Source organism: Pseudomonas sp. GW456-L13, assembly GCF_017350115.1.
GTDB lineage: Bacteria > Pseudomonadota > Gammaproteobacteria > Pseudomonadales > Pseudomonadaceae > Aquipseudomonas > Aquipseudomonas jessenii.
Genome location: NZ_JACNAS010000001.1, coordinates 972,722 through 994,959, shown reverse-complemented (window position 1 = coordinate 994,959; position 22,238 = coordinate 972,722). Strand labels below are relative to the sequence as shown.

The 22,238-nt window shown below is 57.1% G+C and carries 16 protein-coding genes and 2 pseudogenes; 11 read left to right on the top strand and 7 right to left on the bottom strand.

From position 1 onward, the window contains the following. The first annotated feature begins 94 nt into the window (after positions 1-94). The gene (hpaC, locus tag J4D25_RS04330; RefSeq protein WP_057715405.1) at positions 95-604 is read left to right on the top strand and encodes a 4-hydroxyphenylacetate 3-monooxygenase, reductase component; all 510 of its coding nucleotides are present in this window, start codon (positions 95-97) and stop codon (positions 602-604) included. Positions 605-1,078: 474 nt separating this feature from the next. Next, positions 1,079-1,375: a DUF6124 family protein gene (locus J4D25_RS04325; RefSeq protein WP_057715404.1), complete on the top strand. Its 297-nt coding sequence runs from the start codon at positions 1,079-1,081 to the stop codon at positions 1,373-1,375. Positions 1,376-1,568: 193 nt separating this feature from the next. Here J4D25_RS04325 and J4D25_RS04320 read toward each other — a convergent pair whose 3' ends face one another. From J4D25_RS04320 to J4D25_RS04300, 6 genes and pseudogenes are all read right to left on the bottom strand, one after another. Then, the gene (locus J4D25_RS04320; protein WP_057715403.1) at positions 1,569-2,585 is read right to left on the bottom strand and encodes a phosphotransferase enzyme family protein; all 1,017 of its coding nucleotides are present in this window, start codon (positions 2,583-2,585) and stop codon (positions 1,569-1,571) included. A gap of 9 nt (positions 2,586-2,594) precedes the next feature. Continuing rightward, positions 2,595-3,875 carry an aspartate aminotransferase family protein gene (locus tag J4D25_RS04315; protein ID WP_057715402.1) on the bottom strand — a complete coding sequence of 427 codons (1,281 nt, stop codon included), beginning with the start codon at positions 3,873-3,875 and terminating at the stop codon, positions 2,595-2,597. Beyond that, complete coding sequence (locus J4D25_RS04310) at positions 3,868-5,181, bottom strand: amino acid permease (RefSeq protein ID WP_057715401.1); 1,314 nt, start codon at positions 5,179-5,181, stop codon at positions 3,868-3,870. Before J4D25_RS04310 ends, J4D25_RS04315 begins: the two co-directional genes overlap by 8 nt. A 658-nt stretch (positions 5,182-5,839) precedes the next feature. Continuing rightward, positions 5,840-6,877 (bottom strand): annotated as a pseudogene (locus tag J4D25_RS27250) (methyl-accepting chemotaxis protein); the annotation flags it as partial. A 363-nt stretch (positions 6,878-7,240) separates the two neighbouring features. Further along, positions 7,241-7,747, bottom strand: a pseudogene (locus J4D25_RS27245) (cache domain-containing protein); the annotation flags it as partial. Between the two features lie 273 nt (positions 7,748-8,020). Next, positions 8,021-9,343 (bottom strand): hypothetical protein, encoded by a 1,323-nt coding sequence (locus J4D25_RS04300; protein ID WP_057715399.1) that lies wholly within the window; start codon positions 9,341-9,343, stop codon positions 8,021-8,023. Between the two features lie 281 nt (positions 9,344-9,624). Here J4D25_RS04300 and feaR point away from each other — a divergent pair, with 281 nt between their 5' ends. The 7 genes from feaR to J4D25_RS04265 all read left to right on the top strand — a co-directional run bounded on the left by feaR (position 9,625) and on the right by J4D25_RS04265 (position 17,929). Beyond that, a complete protein-coding gene (gene feaR, locus J4D25_RS04295) occupies positions 9,625-10,533 on the top strand; it encodes a transcriptional regulator FeaR (RefSeq protein ID WP_057715398.1) in 909 nt (302 codons plus the stop codon). 894 nt (positions 10,534-11,427) lie between these two features. Next, positions 11,428-12,285 carry an McbB family protein gene (locus J4D25_RS04290; protein WP_157858929.1) on the top strand — a complete coding sequence of 286 codons (858 nt, stop codon included), beginning with the start codon at positions 11,428-11,430 and terminating at the stop codon, positions 12,283-12,285. A gap of 777 nt (positions 12,286-13,062) precedes the next feature. Further along, positions 13,063-14,271 carry a YcaO-like family protein gene (locus tag J4D25_RS04285; RefSeq protein ID WP_373423029.1) on the top strand — a complete coding sequence of 403 codons (1,209 nt, stop codon included), beginning with the start codon at positions 13,063-13,065 and terminating at the stop codon, positions 14,269-14,271. 11 nt (positions 14,272-14,282) lie between these two features. After that, positions 14,283-15,026, top strand: a complete 744-nt coding sequence (locus J4D25_RS04280) for an ABC transporter permease (RefSeq protein WP_079246769.1) — start codon at positions 14,283-14,285, stop codon at positions 15,024-15,026. Next, the gene (locus J4D25_RS04275; RefSeq protein ID WP_057715397.1) at positions 15,026-15,763 is read left to right on the top strand and encodes an ATP-binding cassette domain-containing protein; all 738 of its coding nucleotides are present in this window, start codon (positions 15,026-15,028) and stop codon (positions 15,761-15,763) included. The genes J4D25_RS04280 and J4D25_RS04275 overlap by 1 nt, the downstream gene beginning before the upstream one ends. Positions 15,764-16,000: 237 nt before the next feature. Next, positions 16,001-16,390, top strand: coding sequence for a cytochrome c family protein (locus tag J4D25_RS04270; protein WP_057715396.1), 390 nt, complete (start codon positions 16,001-16,003; stop codon positions 16,388-16,390). A gap of 48 nt (positions 16,391-16,438) precedes the next feature. Continuing rightward, positions 16,439-17,929 carry an aldehyde dehydrogenase family protein gene (locus tag J4D25_RS04265; protein ID WP_057715395.1) on the top strand — a complete coding sequence of 497 codons (1,491 nt, stop codon included), beginning with the start codon at positions 16,439-16,441 and terminating at the stop codon, positions 17,927-17,929. A 106-nt stretch (positions 17,930-18,035) separates the two neighbouring features. On the opposite strand, the gene J4D25_RS04260 is transcribed toward J4D25_RS04265, so the two are convergent. Then, the gene (locus tag J4D25_RS04260; RefSeq protein ID WP_057715394.1) at positions 18,036-20,432 is read right to left on the bottom strand and encodes a DUF3772 domain-containing protein; all 2,397 of its coding nucleotides are present in this window, start codon (positions 20,430-20,432) and stop codon (positions 18,036-18,038) included. Between the two features lie 346 nt (positions 20,433-20,778). On the opposite strand from J4D25_RS04260, the gene J4D25_RS04255 reads away from it, so the two are divergent. Both J4D25_RS04255 and J4D25_RS04250 read left to right on the top strand, forming a co-directional pair. Further along, positions 20,779-21,744 (top strand): tripartite tricarboxylate transporter substrate binding protein, encoded by a 966-nt coding sequence (locus J4D25_RS04255; RefSeq protein WP_057715393.1) that lies wholly within the window; start codon positions 20,779-20,781, stop codon positions 21,742-21,744. A gap of 1 nt (position 21,745) precedes the next feature. Beyond that, positions 21,746-22,228 (top strand): tripartite tricarboxylate transporter TctB family protein, encoded by a 483-nt coding sequence (locus J4D25_RS04250; protein ID WP_057715392.1) that lies wholly within the window; start codon positions 21,746-21,748, stop codon positions 22,226-22,228. The last annotated feature ends 10 nt before the right edge of the window (positions 22,229-22,238 follow it).

The following is a 22,238-nucleotide window of genomic DNA, read 5'->3' as shown; positions in this document are numbered from 1 at the left end:
CGTCAGAATGGTTGCGGCGCGCCCGCAGCCTTAGTCTTGTTCCATCACCTACGGGCCGCCAGATAGCGGTCCTCCTGAAGGAAGGGGCATCGACATGGCCGACCTGAGCCAGCAGCAAATCGACTTTCGCAACGCCATGGCGCAGCTGCCTGCCGCGGTGAACATCATCACCACCAACGGCCCCGGCGGTCGTTGCGGCATCACCGCCAGCGCCGTGTGCTCGGTGACCGACTCGCCGCCAACCGTGCTGGTGTGCGTCAACCGCAATAGCGCCACCCACGACGTGTTCCGCACCAACGGCCATCTGTGCGTCAACGTGCTGTGTGGCGAGCAGGAAGAACTGGCCCGTCATTTTGCCGGCATGACCCAGGTGCCGATGGCCGAGCGTTTTGCCTGGGACCTGTGGGACGACGGCGCCGCCGATGTGCCGGTGCTGCGCGATGCCCTGGTGCAGCTCGAAGGGCGGATCAGCGAGTGCAAGGAAGTGGGGTCGCATTCGGTGATGTTCGTGGAGCTGACGAAGGTGGGCGTGCGCGAGCCACGCGATAGCCTGGTGTATTTCAACCGGTTGTTTCATCGCGTTGAGCATGCCAGCGCGGCTTGATTGAGACCGCGTTATCGTTCTTCGCGAGCAAGCTCGCTCCCACAGGAATCTGTAGTGAACACAAAGTTTGTGTACGACTGAGATCAACTGTGGGAGCGAGCTTGCTCGCGATGGCGGTGCCAGTTTGGAATGCATGTTTAACGGCTGTAGGAGTAACTTCCTGCAAGCCACAACGCCTTGCTTCATTGCCTACAGCTAAGCCAGAATCCGCCGGCTTGTGCGCCCTGGAGGCCATCGGTAACTTGGTCCGCGTCACTGATTCCCAGTGATCGGGTTTAGCAGCCCGTGGTGACATGAGACGCATTGGCAGTCCAGACAGTCAGGTATTCCCCATCCCTGCACTTGATGGCAGCTGTGCGCAGGGCGCCCTCGGGCGCGCCGGTTTCGCGTCTCCCCGGTCTGCTAACCTGCGTACAGCCGCCACCCCTCGTTTAGCAGCGAATCGGTGACGGCTCCAGTTCTGGAGACCGAAGGATGTTGAAGGTTACCCCTGATCCACCGAATACCGACTCTTGCCCCAACCCGGCCGCTCACATCATGGCCACCTCGCACAAACCCTCCACACTGTTCACCATCAACCCCGACATCAACACCGAAACCCTGCTGGCCCACGCCTGCGAATCGCTGGCCTCGGCGAGTGTCATGGCCAATGACCTGGCGGGTTTTCTGGAAGGCACGCACCGCAACACCCTGCTCGGCATCGCGCAAGTCATCATGCTGGGGGAGTTGGCGGTGAATCGGGCGCTGGATCAGGTCGATCGGCCCGGTTAACCACTAAACACTGTGGGAGCGAGCTTGCTCGCGATAGCGGAGTATCTGTCAGCAATGATGCTGGATGTGATGACCCCATCGCGAGCAAGCTCGCTCCCACAGTGGATCGTCGTCGAACACAAGTTCTGAGTTCACTGGAATCCAGTGTGGGAGCGACGGTGCGGCGATCCGACCTGCTCGCGATTTCGATGTATCAGGCCTGCAAATACTCCCGAGCCAACAAGCAAGCCCGCTCAATCAGCATCGGCGCCATTTCAATCGCTGTCGGCGTGCCCTGGCGGGTGTGAACCCAGCCCAGGTACGTGGTGCCACGCAGCATCAGGAACAACGCCAGTGTCTTGCGATCCGCCTCGGTCAGCGGCTTGACCGCGTTGTAGCCGTCGAGCAGCGCCGTCTTGATCTGATCAAATCGCGGGTCATCCAGGCAGAAGTACAAGGCAGTGGCCAACTCGAACATGTGCCAGCCGAACCCGGCATCGTCGAAGTCGATCAGGCGCAGTTGCGGGCCCTCGATCAGCAGGTTCTCTGGCACCAGATCCGCGTGAATCATGCCGAAGTTACCCAGGTGCCGCCCGTACTGACGCAAGTCCTTGCGCGCCCTGCGCCGGGCCTGTTGCAGCAGATCCCGCTGCCCGTCGCTGAGCTGCTCCAGCTCCCAGAAACGCCCCCAGAACGGATTGGCGCCGATCAGGCCTTCTTCATCCCAGGCATGCCGGACAAACTCGTCCGGTTGCTGCCAATCCGCCGAATGCAGGTGGATACGCGCGGCAATCGCCCCCGCCTCATTGAACAGGAAATCGATCTCCGTATCGGCCTGCACACCCGCCTCGGAAGTACCGGCGGTGGCACCGGGCAGCCAGGCGAGCATGTCGATGTGACGCGCCTCGCCGATGGCCTGGTGGGTGACTTCGATCAGATGGCTTTCATTCTGTGCGCGGATAATCTGCGGCACGGTAATACCTGTGCTGGCCAGGGCTTCCATCCATTGCAGCTCGGAACGCAGTGCGGCCTCGCAGTGATAACCATTGCGATGGATGCGCAGGGCGACGCGCTGACCGTCGTGGCGGCGGGCCGAGAACACTGCGTTCTCGCGAAACTTCACCAGTTCAATGTCGGCGAATTCGCCTTCCCACTGTTGCAGGGCATGGCGCGCCAGTTCGTGCAGACGGGTTACTTGCTGGTCATGGGGCAGGGTGTGGAATTCAGTCATGGCAGGGCCTCAAATCGCGCTCAGGGCGCTGTCCAGTGTGTCGACGAACAAGTCAGCGTGGTCGCGGCTGAATACCAGCGGCGGCCGTAGCTTGAGAATGTTGTCGCCAGCGCCGATCTTGCTGATCAGCACGCCGTTCTCGCGCATGTCGTTGACCACCTTGCGCGCCTCCAATCCAGCCGGTTCCTTGCTGGCGTGGTCACGTACCAGCTCCATGGCGAAGAACAGACCCTTGCCGCGCACGTCGCCGATGATCGAGTGCTTGCCGGCCAACACCTGCAGGCGTTGTTGCACATAGGCACCGACGTTTTGTGCGTTTTGCAGCAGTTGCTGTTCTTCGATCACATCCAGCACCGCCATGCCAACCGCTGCCGCGACCGGCGAGCCGCCGAAGGTGTTGAAGTACATGGCGTGGCGACCGAAGGATTCGACCAGCGCCTTGTGGGTGATCAACCCGGCCAGTGGATAGCCGTTACCCATCGGTTTACCAAGGGTGACGATATCCGGCACCACGCCGTGGGCCTGATGGCCCCACAGGTGATCGCCGGTACGACCGAAACCGGACTGCACTTCATCGGCGATGAACAATCCGCCTGCTGCACGGATCAGCGCTGCCGCCTTGTTGACGAAGCTGGCCGGTACCCGTGGCAGCCCTTCGTTGGCGAACAGGGTGTCGATCAGCAGCGCGGCGGGGCGAATGCCCTGGGCTTGCATCGAGGCAATCGCCGCCGCGATGTTGGCCGCGTACTGCTCGGCCAGTTGCGCTTCGGTGGTGCCGGCCGGTGCGTGGTACAGGCACGGAATCGGCACGGCCCGGGCATGGGCGGCGAAGGGTTCCGGCGAGGGCAGGGCAGTGGTGACTTCGGCCAGCGATGCCGAGTTGCCGTGGTAGTTGTAGTCGCTGACGATGATGCCGGTGCCGCCACTGGCAAAGCGCGCCAGGCGCAGCGCCAGTTCATTGGCCTCGCTGCCGGTGCAGGTGAACATGACGGTGTCCAGCGGCGCGGCGAAGGTCGCGGTCAGGCGCTCGGCGTAGCACACCACCTGTTCATCCAGGTAGCGGGTGTGGATGTTCAGCGTGGTGGCCTGGCGGTGCATGGCCTCGGTCACATGGGGGTTACAGTGACCGACGCAGGGCACGTTGTTGTAGACGTCGAGGTAGCGGCGACCGTCAACGTCGAACAGCCAGACGCCTTCGCCACGCACCAGGTGCAAGGGCTTGTCGTAGAACAGCGGCGAGGCGCTGCCGAGCACGCGATGGCGGCGTTGCAAAAGAGTGTCTTCAGGCATGGTCTGGAACCTCGATGACGGTGGCGCGACGGTTGCGCAACAGGTAATTGAAAATGCACAGGGTGAAGGTCACCGCCAGGGCGAACAGCATCAGCATGTCGAGCTGGAAGCACGCGGCGATCACCACCAGCGTCAGGGCCAGGCCGAGCCAGGCAACCAGTTTGCCGCCGACCAGGGTGAACGGCCGTGGCAGGTCCGGTTGGTTGCGTTTGATGTGCAGGTACGCGCCGAAAATGAACAGGTAGCAAACGTTGAGCAGCAGCACGACCGCGAGCATCACCGTGGCCGGGTCCACTTCGGACAGCGGCAGGCCGATGGCACCGATCAGCAGCAGCGCCGGGTAGGGCGTGCCGCGCTTGCCGGTCTTGCCCAGCCAATGCGGGAACAAGCCGTCGCGGGCCATGGCGAACAGTTGCCGGGACGCGGCGTAGACCAGCGAGAAGAAGGTCGCGATCAGGCCGAACACCGCGCCGCAGCCAATCACCCTGGCCAGCCATGAACCTTCACCGAAGGCGCTGTTGCTGGACATCGCGGCATACAGCGGATCACCTGCCGAACCGACGAGCTCGACACCACCGGCACCCGGTGCGCATACCAGCACCACCAGCGCGGTCACCAGCAACGTGCCAATGGCCGCCAGAATGCCGCGGGGCATGGTGCGACCGGGATTGTGCGCCTCCTCGGCGGCCGAGCCGGTTTGCTCAACGGTGATGAACAGCCAGATGGCGAATGGCACGCAGGCGAAGATACCGCCAAGGCTGACCGGTGTTGCGACGCTGGCGGGCAACTTCAGCAAATTGGCCAACTCGACATGGGGCGCCATGGCCACGCCAAACGTGAGCAGGGCGACGACGGCGATCACGCCGGCAATGAACGTCAGGCCCATGGCCTCACCGACACCGCGCATGTGGATGCCGATGATCACGGCGAACAGGGCGATCTTCACCGGCCAGCCACCGAGGCCGAAAATTGATTCGGTATAGGCGCAGATAAAGGTCGCGGCTGCACCGGTGCCGATGGTCAAAGCCAGGGCACAGGCCACGCCAACGAGGTAACCCACGAACGGCCCGAACGCACTTTGCGCATAGACGAATACACCGCCAGCACTGGGCAGCGCGGTGGACATTTCCGCCACGCATAACGCCAGGCCACCGCAGAGCAGGGCCATCAACAACGTGGCGATCAGCATGTTCAGCCAGCCACCGGCCGCCAGCCCGAAGTTCCAGCCGGAAAACTGCCCGGCCACCACCAACGCAATTCCGAGGCCGGCAATCTTTGGCCAGCCCAGCGCACTTTTCTTGAGCACAGAAATCTCCCGCGACCCGAGGGTCGATTTATTGTTGTTAGTGAGAAATGGAGGGGTTCAGCGTTGCATTGCAGGGCGCCCAGGAGCGGGTTGTGCCCTGAGGTCGGGTTCGATACTACGCCCGGGGGGCGCGGCGACATGTTTGCGCGCATGCCATGTGGTTGGTTGTGGGTGCCAGATTTGTGCGGGCTTGCCTTGATCTCTGTGGGAGCGAGCTTGCTCGCGATGGTGGAGTGTCAGTCAACGGTGGTGTTGGATGTGATGGCCTCATCGCGAGCAAGCTCGCTCCCACAGGGGATCTGGGCTGTACACGGATTTTGTGCACGGCAGAAATCCAAATGTGGGAGCGAGCTTGCTCGCGATGGCGGAGTGTCAGTCAACGATGGTGTTGGATGTGGTGGCCTCATCGCGAGCAAACTCGCTCCCACAAGGGATCTGCGGTGTACACGGATTTTGTGCACGGCAGAAATCCAAATGTGGGAGCGAGCTTGCTCGCGATGGCGGAGTGTCAGTCAACGATGGTGTTGGATGTGGTGGCCTCATCGCGAGCAAGCTCGCTCCCACAGGGATCTCGGGTGACCACAAAGTTTGTGTATGGCAAAAATCCAGTGTGGGAGCGAGCTTGCTCGCGATGGCGGCATATCAGGCAACCCAAATCTCAGATCCGAAAACTCCCCACCAACTGATTCAACCGCCCGGCCTGCTGCTCCAGCTCGGTACAAGCCCGCAATGTCGATTGCAAGTTTTCCACGCCTTGCCGGTTCAGGGTGTTGATCTGGGTGATGTCGACATTCAGGGCCTCGACCACCGCGGTCTGTTCTTCGGTGGCGGCGGCGACGGACTGGTTGACGTTGTCGATCTCGCCGATGCGCTGGGTCACGCTGCCCAGGCGGGAGCCGGCGAGGTTGGCGATGGTGACGCTTTCTTCGCTGTGGCGCTGGCTCTCGGTCATGGTGGTGACCGATTCCCGCGCGCCCACTTGCAGCTCTTCGATCATCTGCTGGATCTCCAGCGCCGAGGCCTGGGTGCGTCCGGCCAGGCTGCGCACTTCGTCCGCCACCACCGCAAACCCACGACCCGCCTCACCCGCCCGCGCCGCTTCAATCGCTGCGTTGAGCGCCAGCAGGTTGGTTTGTTGGGAGATGCCCTTGATCACTTCGAGGATCTGCCCGATGTTCACGGTCTTGTCGTTGAGCACTTCGATGTTGGCGCACGATGCACTGATCTTGCCGGACAGTTCGTTCATCACCTCGATCGTGCGCTGCACCACCTGGCGCCCATCCTCGGCTTGCTGGCGTGCAGACGAAGCCTGTTGCGAGGCATCGGAGGCGTTATGGGCGATTTCCTGTGCGGCGGCGCCGAGCTGGTTGATTGCCGCCGCCACGCTGTTGGTGCGGGTGGATTGATCGTCGAAATTGCTCATCGACGAGTTTGAAGCATCCAGTACCCGCCGAGCGCCTTCGTTCACCCCCAACGCCGCCGATGACACCTCGCGGATCGAATGGTGGATGCGCTCGATAAAGCGGTTGAAGGCGGTCGCCAGTTGGCCGATTTCATCTCGCGATTGCACTTGCAGGCGACGGGTCAGGTCGCCTTCGCCCAGGGAGATGTCTTCCATGACCCGGGTCAGCGCTTGCAGTGGCCGGGTGATGCGTTGCGCGGTGTACCAGATCAACAACAGGCCGAGCAGGGCCGAGCCGCCACCGAGCAACAGCTCCAGCGCGGTGCTTTGCACGCCCTGGGCATCGAGTTCGTTCTGCAGCGTGGTGACCGGTGCCAGCAACACGTTCTGCGGCACACCGACCAACACGCCCCATGGCGCGGCTCCGGCAATCGGCGCCAGCGGTTCAAGCACCTTGATTTGCCGGGCGTCGACAAACACTTTTGGCTGGCCCTGACGCAGGCTGTCCATCACTTCGGCATTGTCCATCGGCTGACCGAGGCGACCGACGTCCTGGCTGTTGGCAGAAATCACCCCACGGGGGCTGACGATGCTGATCTGGCCGTTGCCATCGAACAGTTCACGGGCGCTGGCTTCGCTGTTGTGTTGCAAGGCGGCAAGGTTGATATCCAGTCCCACCACGGCAATGACCTTGCCGTTTTCCAGCAGCGGAAAGGCAACGCTGGTCACCAGTTTGCGGCTGCCGGAGGCTTCATCGAAGTAGGGTTCCAGCACACAGGCCTGGCCGGTGTCGCGGGCACAGGTGTAGAAGGCGTTGTACGGTGCGCCGCTCGGCCCCGGCTCGGTGTTGGCAAGCAGGCCTTCGTCGCCGATGACCGCTTGCAGTTCGCCGGGTTTGCTCTGCACCCAATAGAGCGCAAAGCGCCCGGTTTCATTACTGCCAAGTTCCGCCTGGTTGGCGAAACCGGCGTCGGCGCCATCGAGTGCACCGGGTTCGAAAATGACATAAAGCCCGAGCAGGTCGGGCTTGTCGATCAAGGCTTGGTGAAGCTGGGTGCTGAGTTCCTGGCGCAGTTGCGGGCGAGTCAGGCTGCCCTGATGCTGCAACTGTCGCAGGTACAACAAGTAGCGCGATAACCCCTGGCCATATTCGTGGGTCTGCATGAAGGTGCGTTGCACTTGCATGGCCTGTACTTTGCCCAGGGCCTGCATGTGTTCCCTGGCCGCATTGGCGAGCATGTCGCCGCTGGCCTCGGTCACTTGCCGGCTGCTCTTGTGGGTCTGATAGAGCGACAAACCCATCAACAAGCCGACGACCAACAGCAGACAGAGACCGGCGAGCAGGGCGATCTTGCTCTGGATCGTCAGGAATGTTCTGTGCATTGGAAATACCTTTTTCCACGCGGGCAATGGCGTGGCCACTGCCCGCGACCGAGATTAGAAGCCGGTGGCGAACACCACCTGGGCGTAGACGTTCTTGTCGTTGTTACCCAGTTGGGTACCACCGTCTTCGGCGCTCTTGTCCGGTTGGTAGATGCCCACCAGTGGCATCACGGTCAGGTGGTCGTTGACGTGCCATTCGGCGTACAGGTCGACTTCGTGGCCATCGGTGTTGCCCAGGTTGCGGTCGATGGTGTCGAAGTTGAAGTACATCGCGCCGACGGTGAGGTTCTCCAGTGGCGAGACTTTCAGCGTGACGTTCTGGATGCGCGAGTTGCTGTTGAACGGCCCGGCGTAGTTGCCCGCCACTTCACCCTGGAACCAGGTGCCGTAGCCACGGCTGAAACCGTAGAACAGGGTGTCGTAGCCTTCCGAGAAGCGGCTGTAGCGGTAGCTGGCGCTAGGCGTCCAGACCGCGTCGGAGAAGGTCCAGCCGGCTTCCAGGTACCAGGCGTCTTCGCTGGAGGTGTTGGGTTTGTCCTGCTTGGCGTATTCACCGGACAGGAACAGGTCTTTCACCCCGGCGTTGCCCGCCGCACGCAGGCTGTAGGTCTTCATGCCGTCGCGTTCGAGCTGGATCGGCGAGGCGTACTGTTCATCGATATCGGTGGTCTTGATGAAGGTCAGGCCGACTGTGCCGGCCTCGGCCACGTGCTCCAGGGTGCCGACGTACATTTCGGTCTTGGCCTGGGCGCGGTTGTCGGATTTGAGCCACATCAGGTCGCTGCGCCAGCCTTCCTTGCCGCCCAGGCGCAATACGGCGGTTTCGTCGAAGGCCTTGCGTGCCGCCAGGTAGTAGGCACCGCCCCGGTTGAATTCGCCGTCGGCCAGGCCTTTGCCCATGTTCAGCGCGTCGCCGTCGATCAGGAAACCGTCACCGACCACAATGTTCTGACGACCGAAGGACAGGTCGACGCCGTCACTACCCAGCGCGCCGAACAGATCGGCCGAGCGCCAGCCGAGGTAGGCGTCTTCGAACTTGGTGGTGCGTTCCGAACCATCGGAGAAGCCGGCGGCATCGCCATCGCCCCAGGTGCCGGAGCTGAGCATGTTCGCCGCGCCGTACGCGGTGCCCACACCGCCCAGGCCTTGATCGAAGCTCAAGCCGTATTTGATGTAGCCCTCGCGCCACGACGAGCTGCCTTCATTCAGGCGACCGGACAGGGCGTAGTTTTCCTGGCTGTGGAAAATGCCGAACACGGCTTCGAGGGTAGCGTTCAGATGGCTGTCGTCATCGGCGTAGAGTTCATAGGCACCGGCATTGCCGGCACTGATCATCAGCGCGAGCGTCGAGAGACGAAGCAAGGGGGACTTGAGCATGGTGTGGCATCCGTTCTTGTTCTTGAGCGCAGGTTTGCGGTCTGTCCGGATACTAAGGCGCGGCTATTGTTTGCCCTTTTCCCTGTTTGCCAATTAGTTGGTTGTGCATGCCAGATTGCATGGCGCGTTGCCACGACGCCGGTTCCTGGTGCACGAGACCAGGCGCTGCGCAGTAATCGCGCACGGATCGGCATGGCCACCGCGGTATTTCTCGGTGGCGAGCGACAGGAACGAAAAGTGCAGGGCGCCTCGCAGCGACTAATGCGATGGATGAGGCTGCGATGAGCAATGCACAACAGGTCGAGCGCTTTGATCAATGGCTCGACAAGGTCAATCAGGTCTGCGGGCGCTTTGGTGCCAATGTGTTGGGGGCGCAGTTTGCGGGCTCTATCGATGAGTACCGCAGCGGTGAGTTCAAGATGAGTTTTGTCGACGTGGCCCAGGCCCGACTGTTCCGCACCCAGCATGAGATCGATCAGGGCGAAGGCTCGCATTTCTACGCGGCGTTCCAGCTGGCCGGCGAAGCCGTGATGGAGCAGCAGGGCAGTTGCATCACCCTGTTGCCAGGGGATATCACGCTGATCGACTCCAGGCGTCCGAGCAACTTTGTGTACCGCAACAACGCCCGTCAGTTGTCATTGATACTGCCCCGGGAGCGAGTCGAACAGCACCTGCGTTACACCACGGTCAAACCCGCGCAGCGCATTCCGGCTTCGGCGCCGATGGCGGGGCTGGCCCAGCGCCTGATCCTCGGTTCAACGGAGCAAGGCCTCAATCACGCGGAAAGCGAAGCGACGCTGGACGCGGTGATCAGCCTGCTGCGCCCGGCGCTGGGGGCGAGCGAGTTGGACGACTCACCCCAGGCTCGCACCTTCCGCAAGGCCTTGCGCGTTATCGATGAACACATTGGTGACGAGGCGCTGTGCCCCGAATGGCTGGCGACCCAGGTGGGCGTCTCCGTGCGCGGCCTGTACCGGCTGTTTTCCCGACACGGCCTGGTGGTCGCGCAATACATGAAAAACCGCCGCCTGGACCTTTGCGCCGAACAACTGCGCCATGCCCGGGGTGAGGGCAAATTGTGTGCGCTGGGCTATGAATGGGGCTTTAACGATTCGAGCTATTTTTCCACGGCGTTCAAGGCCCGCTTTGGTGTTTCGCCGGGTGAGTATCGCAAGCGCTACATGAATTGAGCGTGACCATTTCCCGGTAGGAGCTGCCGCAGGCTGCGATCTTTTGATCTTGCTTTCAAAAAATAAGCTAAATGATCGTCCGAACACGGCTCGAGCCTACGGTAGCTCCGCAACGCTTGAAGCTCTGTAGGCGGGTGCGTTCCTTTTCCTACTGCACGGACTGAGCAGTGCATCCCCAAACACCACAGCCAACAACCTAGTGGACACCATCGTCGCCAGTTAGAAGCTCACCACAGAACGGCATACGATCATCAAGGTTACCGTTCGTCGTATTTTTTAAAATTTAAAATCAAACTTCAAAAAATATCCTTTGAAAAAGAAAGACATTTCTTACTCTGTCCTACAGATCTCTGAGTTCAGTGTCTTTCGGCTTGTTTCAGTTTTGAGTCAACTTTGGTTTTGGCTTTTAAGTACTTATAGATATCTGCCAGTGCGATGCCATTTTTTAAACGGAGAGTGAACGAAAAACGATCCGGAAATCTCGCACGAATTTTCCTTAGATGTTGAGTGAAAATTCCTACGCACAAAAAAATGGCCTCTTGCGTCAAGTTCTGAAAGTTACTAAATATAGAAGGGTCACTAACTTTGGTGGCATTTTCTCTAATAGCGAGTAAACAATGATGAACAGCGAAAACTTTGGAGACGTTCTTTATCTTGGCGATGAGTTTGAATACGGCTCATGCCCACACATGGCTGGAGGGTCTGGCGGTCAAGGCGGATGTGGAGGTAGCGGCGGATGTGGGGGTGGCGGCGGTTGTAGTGGCGGGAGCGGCGGAGGCGGTGGGAGTGGAGGGAACGCAGTAACTCCTCAGGTATCGTCCGACAACGACTGACAATTCATCAAGTATGGCTTTTCTGGTGTTAGCCAGAAAAGCCATATAAAGGAACTGGATGATGTTAAATATACAAAGCTACGAAATACTTAATTTTCACTCTGATAATTTAGTAGTTTCAAGGAAAGGTGTTTCGAAGATCAGTTCGCCATCTTTGGTGGCGGCTCTGACTAAGTTAAAAAGTTATAAGAATATTTCAAAGGCTGAGTTTTTGGAGATATTGTCGGAGCATGGATTAAATCCAGAAGCCGCCTATGATTTTTTAGAAAAAGCGCTCTCCATTAAAGAAGACCCTGGTGAGATTTACTTTGAGAAAACAATTGTGGCCCATGACTGGGACAAAACCACCGAACTAGAGGCATTGTTAAGAAGTGAGATCGATACCCCGTTAGAAATAAGTGATATCTCAGACTCGCTTAAGGACATTGTTTTAAGTAAGAAATGCTACATCGTAATCGCTTGCATGAATTATGATTATGATTTTATAAAGAAAATATACTTCGATGTTGTAAATGCTGCGCCGGACAGTGCGATCAGTGTTTGTTATCGCTCGGGTAATTCGTTCTGTATCAGTCAGCCGTACTTGCCGAAAGTCGGAAATCCATGTCATTTTTGCAGCATAGACAGGCTGATAAACTATGAGGAATATCATAGTGGCAGGAATACTTGGTCAAGGCTGCTTAATTTTTGCAAAAATAAGCATATAGCCGTTCCTACCGATTCGCTAAATATCCTGCAGCGATCATTGGTTGTTGGGGCGATTGCAAAGAAAATAAAGCTGCTAACGAAACCTGGTAGTGAATATCGTTATCAGGATAATGTACTTCAAGACTCCTATGTTGATTTTAATGGTAACTTCGTGAGGGATGTCTCGGCCTCTCATTGGTATATGTGCGACTGTTTGAGGGTGCAGGGATGAAGTATATACCCCATGACTATTATCTGAAGTTCATGAGTTCAACTGTTCATGCGGAAACCTTGGACTTTCACGTAAAGGGGAATTATACGATCCATGATGCATTCAAGCATGCAACTCGTCTTCATAATGTCAGCAATGAGCAGCTTACTCAGTTAACCGGGAACGAACTGCGGCTTTACCCGGATCTAAATTTGGAATTCCCTGTTCGCTCTGAATTGAATTTGGATTCGGATGTTTGTCGTGATGAATCATGTGAAACCTTCTCCAGCACAAATATAGTTTTTTCGAAGCTAGAAAAGCTTATGTCTCCTGTGCTTTCCCCAAGAAAAAATAGTTATAAGCGTGGATATCCAAGCGGTGGTGCATTATATCCAGTTGAGATGTTTATTTGTTCTCTGATGGATGATGAGGAAAGTTGGCCATGTTCTGAAAAGATCTTGCATTTACTACCGCGGTCGAGGAGGTTTGAAGTAATGCAGGGTACACAAAATATCGATGATTTTAAGAGGGCAATTTTGTCATCTCCAGGCAGTATTGGCACACCTCGTATAGCGATAGTTTATGCCGTCTACATACCTAAAACACTATTTAAGTACAGATATCGAGGGTACAGACTTGCGCTTATGGAGGTTGGATCAATTTACATGCTGATCGAATTGCAAGCCAAAAAGCTTGGATTGCGATGCAGGTTGTGGTCCGCGTACACAGACACGATGCTGTGTAAGGCAATAGGTCTTAATCCAACTCTTTTCTTTCCTATGTGTGTGCACTTCATTGGTGAGCAATGTGATTCTATATAATTCTAGTCACTACTCAACGTTACCTGGTGCATTGATTTGTCAGCCAGCCTGCTTACTGTCTCTTCCGTCTTCTGTTGAAGTAGAAGACCCTTGGTTAAACGGAGGATCTGGAATAGGGAACGGTTCCTCCTCTATAAAAGCGGCGCTAGGTGAGTACTTTGAAAGACGGCATTTCTATATGGAGGTTAAGCCCGACGTAGTAGGGGGTATCACTCATACATTGTCGAGATTTGAAGCTGGGAAGTTTATTTATGCTTTTTCTCAAACTAATGAGAGTAATTTGAAATCCGCGCAGCTTGCCAAACATTCATATAATTTGACGGAGGTGTTGCGTGTATCGGATTTTTCTTGCTGTCACATACCTACCGCATGTGTTTCTCTTAACTATAATAAAATTGAAAGTGAAAATTCAATATATCCGCTGCGAGATACATGCGGTTGCAGTTTTCACTACCGATTTGAGGATGCAGCTTTTGGGTCGATAAAGGAATATTTGGAAAGGCAGTTTCTAGCAAAATTTTGGCTCACAAAGGAATGCACTCAGCTGGTTCTTGAAACTGACATCAAAATAGCCCTGAGTGAAGGTCGCGCTCAAACGTTATACGACGCACTATGCAAGTCAGGTGAGATTACGGTTATCGATATAACAGATTATGATTACCCAGGTGTATGTTTGTTGGCTGTTTACGGTCAAAAGGATAATAAGCGTCACGTTAGGTATTGCGCCGGAATGTCGTATGCGGAAACGCTAAGCAGCGCACTTGAGAAATCAATCTATGAGCTGTGGCAAACCTACAGATTCATTGATTTGTTTCGAGCTACTGAGGGTGACGTCGAAGAGGTTAAAGATTCATATTTGAAGTATTTTTTAAGCTGTAACACCTATGGAACATACAAGGAGATAACTTCGGTAAATTTCCGTGGTTCCGACACATCAGAGTCTTCGCTTGAGTTTAACTTGTCTGGACTTTTGGCTGCGCTCAAGTCTCAGCGGATTGATGGTTATCTCTACGTTAATTCTCTTGTGATGCAGAGCGGCTTGTATTTTTTCTGTAAGTTTGTTTCTCCCGATTTATTTTTGCATATGAATAACTCTAGGGGGATAAATTTCCGCAATAAATACTCTGAGAGATTTATGGGGCAGATATTTTCTGAACGGAAGAAAATTATGGTTCCATTTCCATGAAAGGGTGACTCATGACAGCTTTTACAATATCAAGATCTTTCGAGCTTACGTGGTTGTTTGTGAAGGAACAGCTAAAAGAACCTGTTGCGCTTTTTTGGATTATTGTTTCGCCGGTAGCGACCTATTATTTGCTGGCATACTCCAGAGGAGAGCTTTCTCCTTCGGGTATGAGCTATTTAGAAAGCACTTCTTGGTTTCATGCTTATATTTCTTCAAGTGTCGCTTTTTTTGGCTTCTCCTTTTACATCGTAGGTAGAAGGGAAAGTGGATTCATTAGATCGTTTGTATATACATCCGAAGCCAAGCTGATATTTATGTTGGCGCAGTTTTTTGCTTGCTCACTTATTTCTTCGATTTACTGTGCCGCTTTCTATGTGTTGACATGTTTTTCTTTTGGAGGCTTTGATGTGGCTGAGTTTTTATTGGTTTTTTCTCGGTTTTATATCTGCTATGTATTGTTTTGTGTGCCTGGAGTTCTGTTGAGCTTGTTGCCTGTTAGTTTTCAGAATGCCAATACAATTTTCTCCGTGACGTCATTTGGAATGCTTGTGTTGGGTGTTCTAAGTGTTCGCGATTTGCATCCTGTATTGGATATTATCAAAAGGTTGAATCCTTTGTATATTGCAAATCAAATAATGATTGGGGGGGTTGAAAGGCACCCGGTTTTGATATTGGGGGTTTTCTTTTCTTTTATTACTGTATTTTTGTTGTCCTTGCGATTTTTGCGCATAAATCCAGTGTGGAGTCGGTATTGATGGGTATTATAAAAGCTAGTTCGCTTTGTTTTGAGTATTCTGAAAAAACAATATTCAATGACGCATCTATCAGTGTGATTCCAGGCTCTATTACCGGTCTGCTGGGTCCAAACGGCTCTGGAAAGACTACGTTTTTCGATATTGTATGCGGCTTGAAAAAGGCGAAAGAAGGGCAGCTTGTCAATAGGTTTGTCAGGCAGCTTTATTTATCACAGACGATCATGACGCCCCCCGTGCTGCGTATGTTCGATATCTTTAAAATGACTACATTACTTTGCTCTCCGATCCGAATGTCGCAAGAGCATGCTTTGAAAAAGCTCGCTGTCTGGAGCCCGGAAATAATTGAGCGATATAAGGAAATCTGGAGCAAAAAGTCTTCTGTTTGCAGCTATGGCGAAAAGCGTTGGTTCTTTACTCTATCATTGCTGGCTGTAGAGGCGGATCTGGTGATACTGGATGAACCCACCGCTGGAGTTGATCCTGAGTTCAGACACTACATTTGGAAGTGTTTGCGTGGAGCTGCTGCTGAGGGAACGGCAATTCTAGTGTCTTCACATAACATCGAGGAGGTTGTGAGCAACTGTGACAACTTTTATATGATCAGCATGCGACGGTTTGTACCGTTCAGCTCCGGTAAAGAGTTCTTGGACTCTTACGGTGCAAGCACTCTGGATGAAGCTTTTATCCGCGCGGCGGTTGCACCCGTGTTCACGGCGCCTTCTACTCAAAAAAAATAACGAGGTCACCGCCTTCTCAGCTCAGCTAAAACGAGCTCCTGATGTCGCATACCTGCACGTGCTGTTTCTAATACGCAATCTGGCACAACCGCCAACACAACTGGCACGCAGGGCAAAACCTGCGTGCCGGCGACCACCGACAATCCCTACCAACCTGCCGAAGCACCGTTGCCTCGGCATTTTTAGTGTTGGCGTTCGCCTGCTGGCGGGCGCGTGGATTTTCAAGGTCGTTTTCCTATGTTCACTTCGCTGCGTGTGCCCGTGATCGGTTTGCTGTCTTTCACCCTGGTTCAGGCGGTGTCCGCCGCCGAGTGCGCCCCGGACACGCGCCGTGGTGCCGAAGTGTTTGCCACTGAGTGCAGCGTCTGCCACGCGGTGACCAAGGGCACGACCGGCATGATGGGGCCGAACCTGTTCGGTGTGTATGGACGCAAGTCCGGCTCGCTGGCGGGCTTCAGCTACTCCCAGGCCATGCGCGACAAAGACGTCGACTGGCAGGCCGAGAACATCACGCAATTGATCACCCAGCCCCAGGCTTTCGTGCCGGGTACCTACATGCCCTACATGGGCCTGGCTTCCGCCGACGACCGCCAGGCGGTCGCGTGCTTCCTCAAAGAACAACACTGATCAGGCCGGATTTGCGCCTGAACACATCGTCTGAATGAAAGGTGAATTATGAGCAACGTTGAAATCCTGCCCCAGGTTGCTGCATTCCTCGAACGTCGTCACGGCTGCTTCATTGACGGCCAGTGGGTGCTTGCCGAGGGCGACAGCATCGCCGTGGTCAATCCGGCCACCGGGCAAACCCTGTGCGAAACCCTGGATGCACCGCTGGAACTCGTCGAGCGCGCCGTGCAGTCGTCCCACAAGGCGTTCAAGTCCGGCGTGTGGTCGAGCCTGCGCCCGGCGGACCGTGAACGCATCCTGCTGAACTTCACCCGCCTGGTCGAAGAACACGCCGAAGAACTGGCTCAGTTGGAAACCCTGAGCCAGGGCAAATCGATCAACATGGCCCGCGCCCTGGACCTCAACGCCACGGTGGAGTTCATGCGCTACATGTCCGGCTGGGCGACCAAGATCGAAGGCCAGACCTTCGACGTGTCGATCCCGTTGCCACCCGGTGCGAAGTTCACCGCCTTCACCAAACGTGAGCCGGTGGGCGTGGTGGTCGGCATCGTGCCGTGGAACTTCCCGCTGCTGATCGCCGCCTGGAAGCTGATGCCAGCCCTGGCCACCGGTTGCACGGTGATCATCAAGCCAGCCATGGAAACCCCGCTGACCGCCATGCGCCTGGCTGAACTGGCGCTGGAAGCCGGCATCCCGGCTGGCGTATTCAACGTGGTTACCGGTGGCGGCGCCTCCGTTGGCGGCGTGCTGACCCAGCATCCTTTGGTGAGCAAAGTGTCGTTCACCGGTTCCACCGCCGTGGGCAAGAGTGTCGGCGTGGCGTGCATGGAGAACATGACGCGCTTCTCCCTGGAACTGGGCGGCAAGAACCCGATGATCGTGCTCGCCGATGCCGACATCGAAAAAGCCGTGCAAGGCGCGATCCTCGGCGGCTTGCTGAACAACGGCCAGGTCTGCGCCGCGGCCTCGCGCTTCTACGTGCACCGTTCGATCCACGACCAATTCGTCGAAGCCCTGGCTGCCGCCGTCTCTTCGATGCCGATTGGCGCCGGCATGAATTGCGACGCGGCAATCAACCCGCTGGTATCGCGCAAGCAACAACAAAGCGTGCTCAAGCACATCGAACTGGCCCGCCAGCAAGGTGCGCGGGTGGTGACTGGCGGTGAGTTGCTGGAGGGTGATGGTTTCTTCGTGCAGCCAACCATTCTGGCGGACATCGACCACAGCATGGCCGTGGCCCGCGAAGAAGTGTTCGGCCCGGTACTGGGCGTGATGCCGTTCGACGACGAAGACGCCGTGATCGAACTGGCCAACGACAACCGCTACGGCCTGGCGGCCAGCCTGTGGACCAATGACCTGGGCAAAGCGATGAACCTGGTGCCTCGCATCGAAGCCGGTACGGTCTGGGTCAACGCCCACGTGCTGCTCGACCCGGCGATGCCGTTCGGTGGCGTCAAGCAATCGGGCATGGGCCGTGAGTTCGGTCGTGCGGTGATCGAGGCTTACACCGAGCTCAAGTCGGTGTGTATCGCACATTGATCAACCTGTAGGAGCGAGCTTGCTCGCGAAAAACGTCAAGATAATGCGGTCTGTCAGTTAGTTCGCGTTATCGTTGGCGACCATCGCGAGCAGGCTCGCCCCCACATCACGCTGCAGGCGGTTTCGCCAGTTCAATCCCGGCGGCCCCCAACCGCTTGAGAATTTCAAACAGCAGCTGGCTCTTGATCGCGCCGACCGTGCGTGGGCTGCCGACATAGCCGGTGATGGTCAATGTGATTCCTTCGGGTTTCAGCTGACTGAAGCGTAAAAACGGCGCTGGTTTATCCAGAATGGATTCATGCTCGGTGTAGGTGTCCATCAGCAGGTTTTGCACCAGCTCCGGATCGATATCCAACGGGAACATCAGCTCGAGTATCACCACGCCCTGGGCGCTGCCGCCGAGGGTGACGTTGCGCAGGTTCTGCGAAATCAGGTGGGAGTTGGGCACGATCATGATCGAGCGGTCGGCCAGTTGTATTTCCGTGGCCCGTACGTTGATCCGGCGGATGTCGCCTTCGACGCCGCTGATGCTGATCAGGTCGCCGACTTTCACCGGGCGCTCGGTCAGCAGGATCAGGCCGGAGATGAAGTTCTTCACGATCTCCTGAAGGCCAAAGCCGATACCCACCGACAAAGCACTGACAATCCAGGCCAGGTTGGTCCACTTGATCCCCAGCGACGCCAGCGTGAGCAGGACGACGGACACGTAGCCGATGTTGGCAAACAGGGTGCTGAGCGAGGCGCACATGCCCGGGTCCATCTCGGTTTTCGGCAGGAATTCGCGATCCAGCCAGCGGCGCAGGGTGCGAATCAGGTAGACACCGATCATCAGTGTCAGGAGGGCATGCATCAAATTGTCCGGGACGATGTTCAGCTTGCGCAGCCCTTCACCGCCAAGTACGGCCACAGTGCCGGTGAACAGTTGCCCGAGTGTCGTACCGATCCCGCCGACAAACAGCGCAATGAGGCCAATCAGTATCAGGATGGCGCGGCCGGCTCCGGATAACACGGTGCAGATCTGTTCCAGGCGCGGATTGCCGATGCCCAGCAGCTGTTTGATGGTCTTGCCGGTGGGTTGCCGGGGCGAAAAAACGTAGTCGCAGGTGTCCTGATAGACCTGTGTGAGCAGGTAGAAACCGGCGCAGATGATGAATATCCAGACCATTTCATAGGTGATGAACCGGGCCATCGTCACGTAGCCGATCAACAGGGCGAACAGGGACACCACCACGGCAGCGCCCGTGAAGGTGTAAATCAGACCGGCGAAGGTGGTGACGCCTTCGGGGGCTTCTCCGGCAACGATCAGGTCTCTGCGCGTCTTGCTGACGCGCAACAGCAGCGCACCGATCACCAGTGCCGCGACCAATGCCACGATGCCCCGACCGAACAACACCACTTCGGCGCTCATGCCGGTGACATTGCTCATCTGCACCAGGGTTACCAGCACCAGCAGCAGGCTGGCCAGCAACCTCGGATAGGGCTCCATCGCCAGCGCCACCGGATCGGCAATATCGGGCAGGCGCCAGGAAGGATGTTTGGTGGACAACAGTGCGCGGCTCAATCCGGTGATCAGTACGCAGGTATAGGCCAGCTTTTCCAGATATTGCGCCAGGTCGGCCAGCAGGGGGGGGTAGGGCAGTTGCCGGGTCCCGGCAAAATGCAGCAGTTGCAGGGCGATGCCAGCGGTCAGCACCGTCGCCATCACCGACGCCAGCGCAAGGGAGCTGCGCCGCAGTCGGCCTGCAGGCATTCGATGAAAGCACAGCCACGCCAGAACCCGGCCGGCGAGGTCTCGACCCACGGTCCATATGAGCAGGGCCAGGATCAACAGGATGGCCGTGATCCCGCGTTGTCCGGGTTGCCAGGCGGCCCGGTGCGTGGCCTCGAGTTGCTCGATGAGGACGCTGAAACGTTGGCGGTCCTCGATCGGAAGAGCGAACAATGGCGACCAGAATCTCGGGCTCAGGATACTGCTGGTCTGCTGGGTCACTTCCGCTTCCAGCAAGCTGCGCCGAATGCTGGCAATCTGGGTGATCAGCTCGGCGGCACTTATTTTAAGCGCGGCCAGGGTTTTGAGTTGGCTGTCGATCTTGTTTTTTTGCTCACCGAGGGCGTCTCGTTGGGTGGTAATTGCAGTTGTCACCTGTGCGTTCTCGTCAAGCGGCACGGGGCCCAGCACGTTCAGTTGCGCCTGCAATTGCGCCTGGCCAGGCAGCAGTGATGTGGACAGGCGTTCAATCTCCTGAATCAGTACTTGCACCTGGTCCTGTGAGCTTTCCAGCTGGGTGTAATTGCTGGCCTGGGAAACCTGCTGCTTGAGGCTGTTGAGCTGGTTTTGCACCCCCAGCAATTCGCTGTCGGAGATGCTGATGATCGGGGCTGCGGGGGCAGGGGCGGGGGCAAGAGCAGGAGCGTCGGCCATATCCCCCGCCAACAGCCATCCCGGGCTTGCCACCAGAACCGCGAAGGCGACGTAAATCATTGACTTCAAGACATTGCGCATCGGCGAGCTCGACGGATTGTTGGTCACTTAGCCAATGAGGTTAGGCCATGACACGTACCCTGGAGCATTGTTTTGTCGCAATGGAACACCGAGAACCTGTGGGGGCGAGCTTGCTCGCGATGGCGGTGTGTCAGACACCGAAAATGTCGACTGACACTCCGTCATCGCGAGCAAGCTCGCTCCCACAGGGGGCTCCTACAAGGGGGGGGCGGCGCCTTTGGCGGGTGGTTTCAGCAAAACAAGTCAACCCATGAATCCATGGCCTAAGCTTGTTTGCAGGCCCCGGTCCATCGCACACCTCGATGGGCAAGCGGCACCGATAAAAACAATGCAATCAGGAGATCCCATGTCCGCCTTGATCCGTCGTTTCAGTCGCTGCATGGCCGCCGGTTTGACCGCTGCCGTGCTTGTCGCACCAGCCTTCGCGTTGGATACCGTGAAATTCATGGCCCCGGGTTCGGTGGGCGGTGGTTACGACCAGACCGCCCGGGTGCTGGGCAAGGCCATGGTCGAGGCCAATACGGCCAAGTCCGCGACCTTCGAGAACAAGGGCGGGGCGGGCGGGACCCTGGGGCTGGCGCAATTTGCCAACAGCACCAAGGGTGACCCGAACGCATTGCTGGTGGTCGGCGCGATCATGGTCGCGGGGATCGAACAGAACAAACCGCAGATCAGCCTGAAGGATGTGACGCCCATTGCCCGGCTGTTCACCGAGTACAACGTGATTGCCGTGCGCAAGGATTCGCCATACAAGACCCTCGATGACCTGATCAAGGACTTCAAGGAAAAGCCCACCGGCGTCACCTTTGGCGGTGGTTCCAAGGGGTCGATCGACCACATCGGTATCGCCGAGCTGGCTGGCAAACTGGATGTCCCGGTCAACAAGGTCAATTACATCGCCACCGGCGGCGGGGGTGAAATCGTGGCCCAGACCCTGGGCGGCCAGATCAAGGTGCTCACCGGGGGCTACGCCGAACTGGGTCAATACATCAAGAACGGCCAGATCCGGGTACTGGCCATCGGTGCGCCCGAGCGTGTCCCGGGGATCGATGCGCCGACCCTCAAGGAAAGCGGCTACGACGTGATAATCGGCAATTGGCGCGGTGTCTACGGTGCTGCGAACCTCACGGCCGAGCAGCGTAAAGAAGTGACCGACGCGGTCGTGACCGCCAGCAAAAGCAAAGTCTGGCAAGACAACATTAAAACCAATGCCTGGACCGAGAGCGTGTTGACCGGTGATGACTTCGGCAAGTTCGTCGACGAAGAGCACGTGCGTCTGCGGGCGATGCTGGTCAAGGTCGGGCTGCTTTGAGATGGCCGGGTCACGCGCAATCGTACCGACGCAATTGGCGATCGGCCTTGGACTGATCGCCCTTAGCGCCTTGCTGGCCGTGGGGGCCAACCGCTTTCCACCCGAGATGGGCTTCGTGATTCTGCCGGCTTACGTCTACCCCTGGATCGTCGCCGGCTTTCTCGGCGTGGTGGGCCTGTTGCTCAGTTATCAGGCGTTCACCGGCGGTTTTCGCGAACTGGACAGCGGCAATGGTGCGATCCCTGGCGGTAAATCCGGAGCAGCCTGGGTTACTGGAGGGTTGGTGGGGGTGGCCCTGCTGATCAACCTGATCGGGTTCGTGCTGGCCGCCGGGTTGCTGTTCGCCTGTTCGGCGCGGGGTTTTGGCAGCCGTCATCCCGTGCGGGACCTGGCCATCGGCATTGCCTTGACCTTGCCGATCTATTGGCTGTTCAACGCCGGGCTGGGGGTTTCCCTGCCGTCGCTGATCAACATTTGGCTTTGAAAGGAGACCG

Bases quoted from the DNA above. Each gene is read 5' to 3' on its own strand.
- J4D25_RS04280 (WP_079246769.1), top strand. From the start codon at position 14,283: ATGACAGCTTTTACAATATCAAGATCTTTCGAGCTTACGTGGTTGTTT.
- J4D25_RS04290 (WP_157858929.1), top strand. From the start codon at position 11,428: ATGTTAAATATACAAAGCTACGAAATACTTAATTTTCACTCTGATAAT.
- J4D25_RS04275 (WP_057715397.1), top strand. From the start codon at position 15,026: ATGGGTATTATAAAAGCTAGTTCGCTTTGTTTTGAGTATTCTGAAAAA.
- J4D25_RS04325 (WP_057715404.1), top strand. From the start codon at position 1,079: ATGTTGAAGGTTACCCCTGATCCACCGAATACCGACTCTTGCCCCAAC.
- J4D25_RS04265 (WP_057715395.1), top strand. From the start codon at position 16,439: ATGAGCAACGTTGAAATCCTGCCCCAGGTTGCTGCATTCCTCGAACGT.
- J4D25_RS04315 (WP_057715402.1), bottom strand. From the start codon at position 3,875: ATGCCTGAAGACACTCTTTTGCAACGCCGCCATCGCGTGCTCGGCAGC.
- J4D25_RS04260 (WP_057715394.1), bottom strand. From the start codon at position 20,432: ATGCGCAATGTCTTGAAGTCAATGATTTACGTCGCCTTCGCGGTTCTG.
- feaR (WP_057715398.1), top strand. From the start codon at position 9,625: ATGAGCAATGCACAACAGGTCGAGCGCTTTGATCAATGGCTCGACAAG.
- J4D25_RS04255 (WP_057715393.1), top strand. From the start codon at position 20,779: ATGTCCGCCTTGATCCGTCGTTTCAGTCGCTGCATGGCCGCCGGTTTG.
- J4D25_RS04320 (WP_057715403.1), bottom strand. From the start codon at position 2,585: ATGACTGAATTCCACACCCTGCCCCATGACCAGCAAGTAACCCGTCTG.
- J4D25_RS04250 (WP_057715392.1), top strand. From the start codon at position 21,746: ATGGCCGGGTCACGCGCAATCGTACCGACGCAATTGGCGATCGGCCTT.
- J4D25_RS04270 (WP_057715396.1), top strand. From the start codon at position 16,001: ATGTTCACTTCGCTGCGTGTGCCCGTGATCGGTTTGCTGTCTTTCACC.
- hpaC (WP_057715405.1), top strand. From the start codon at position 95: ATGGCCGACCTGAGCCAGCAGCAAATCGACTTTCGCAACGCCATGGCG.
- J4D25_RS04300 (WP_057715399.1), bottom strand. From the start codon at position 9,343: ATGCTCAAGTCCCCCTTGCTTCGTCTCTCGACGCTCGCGCTGATGATC.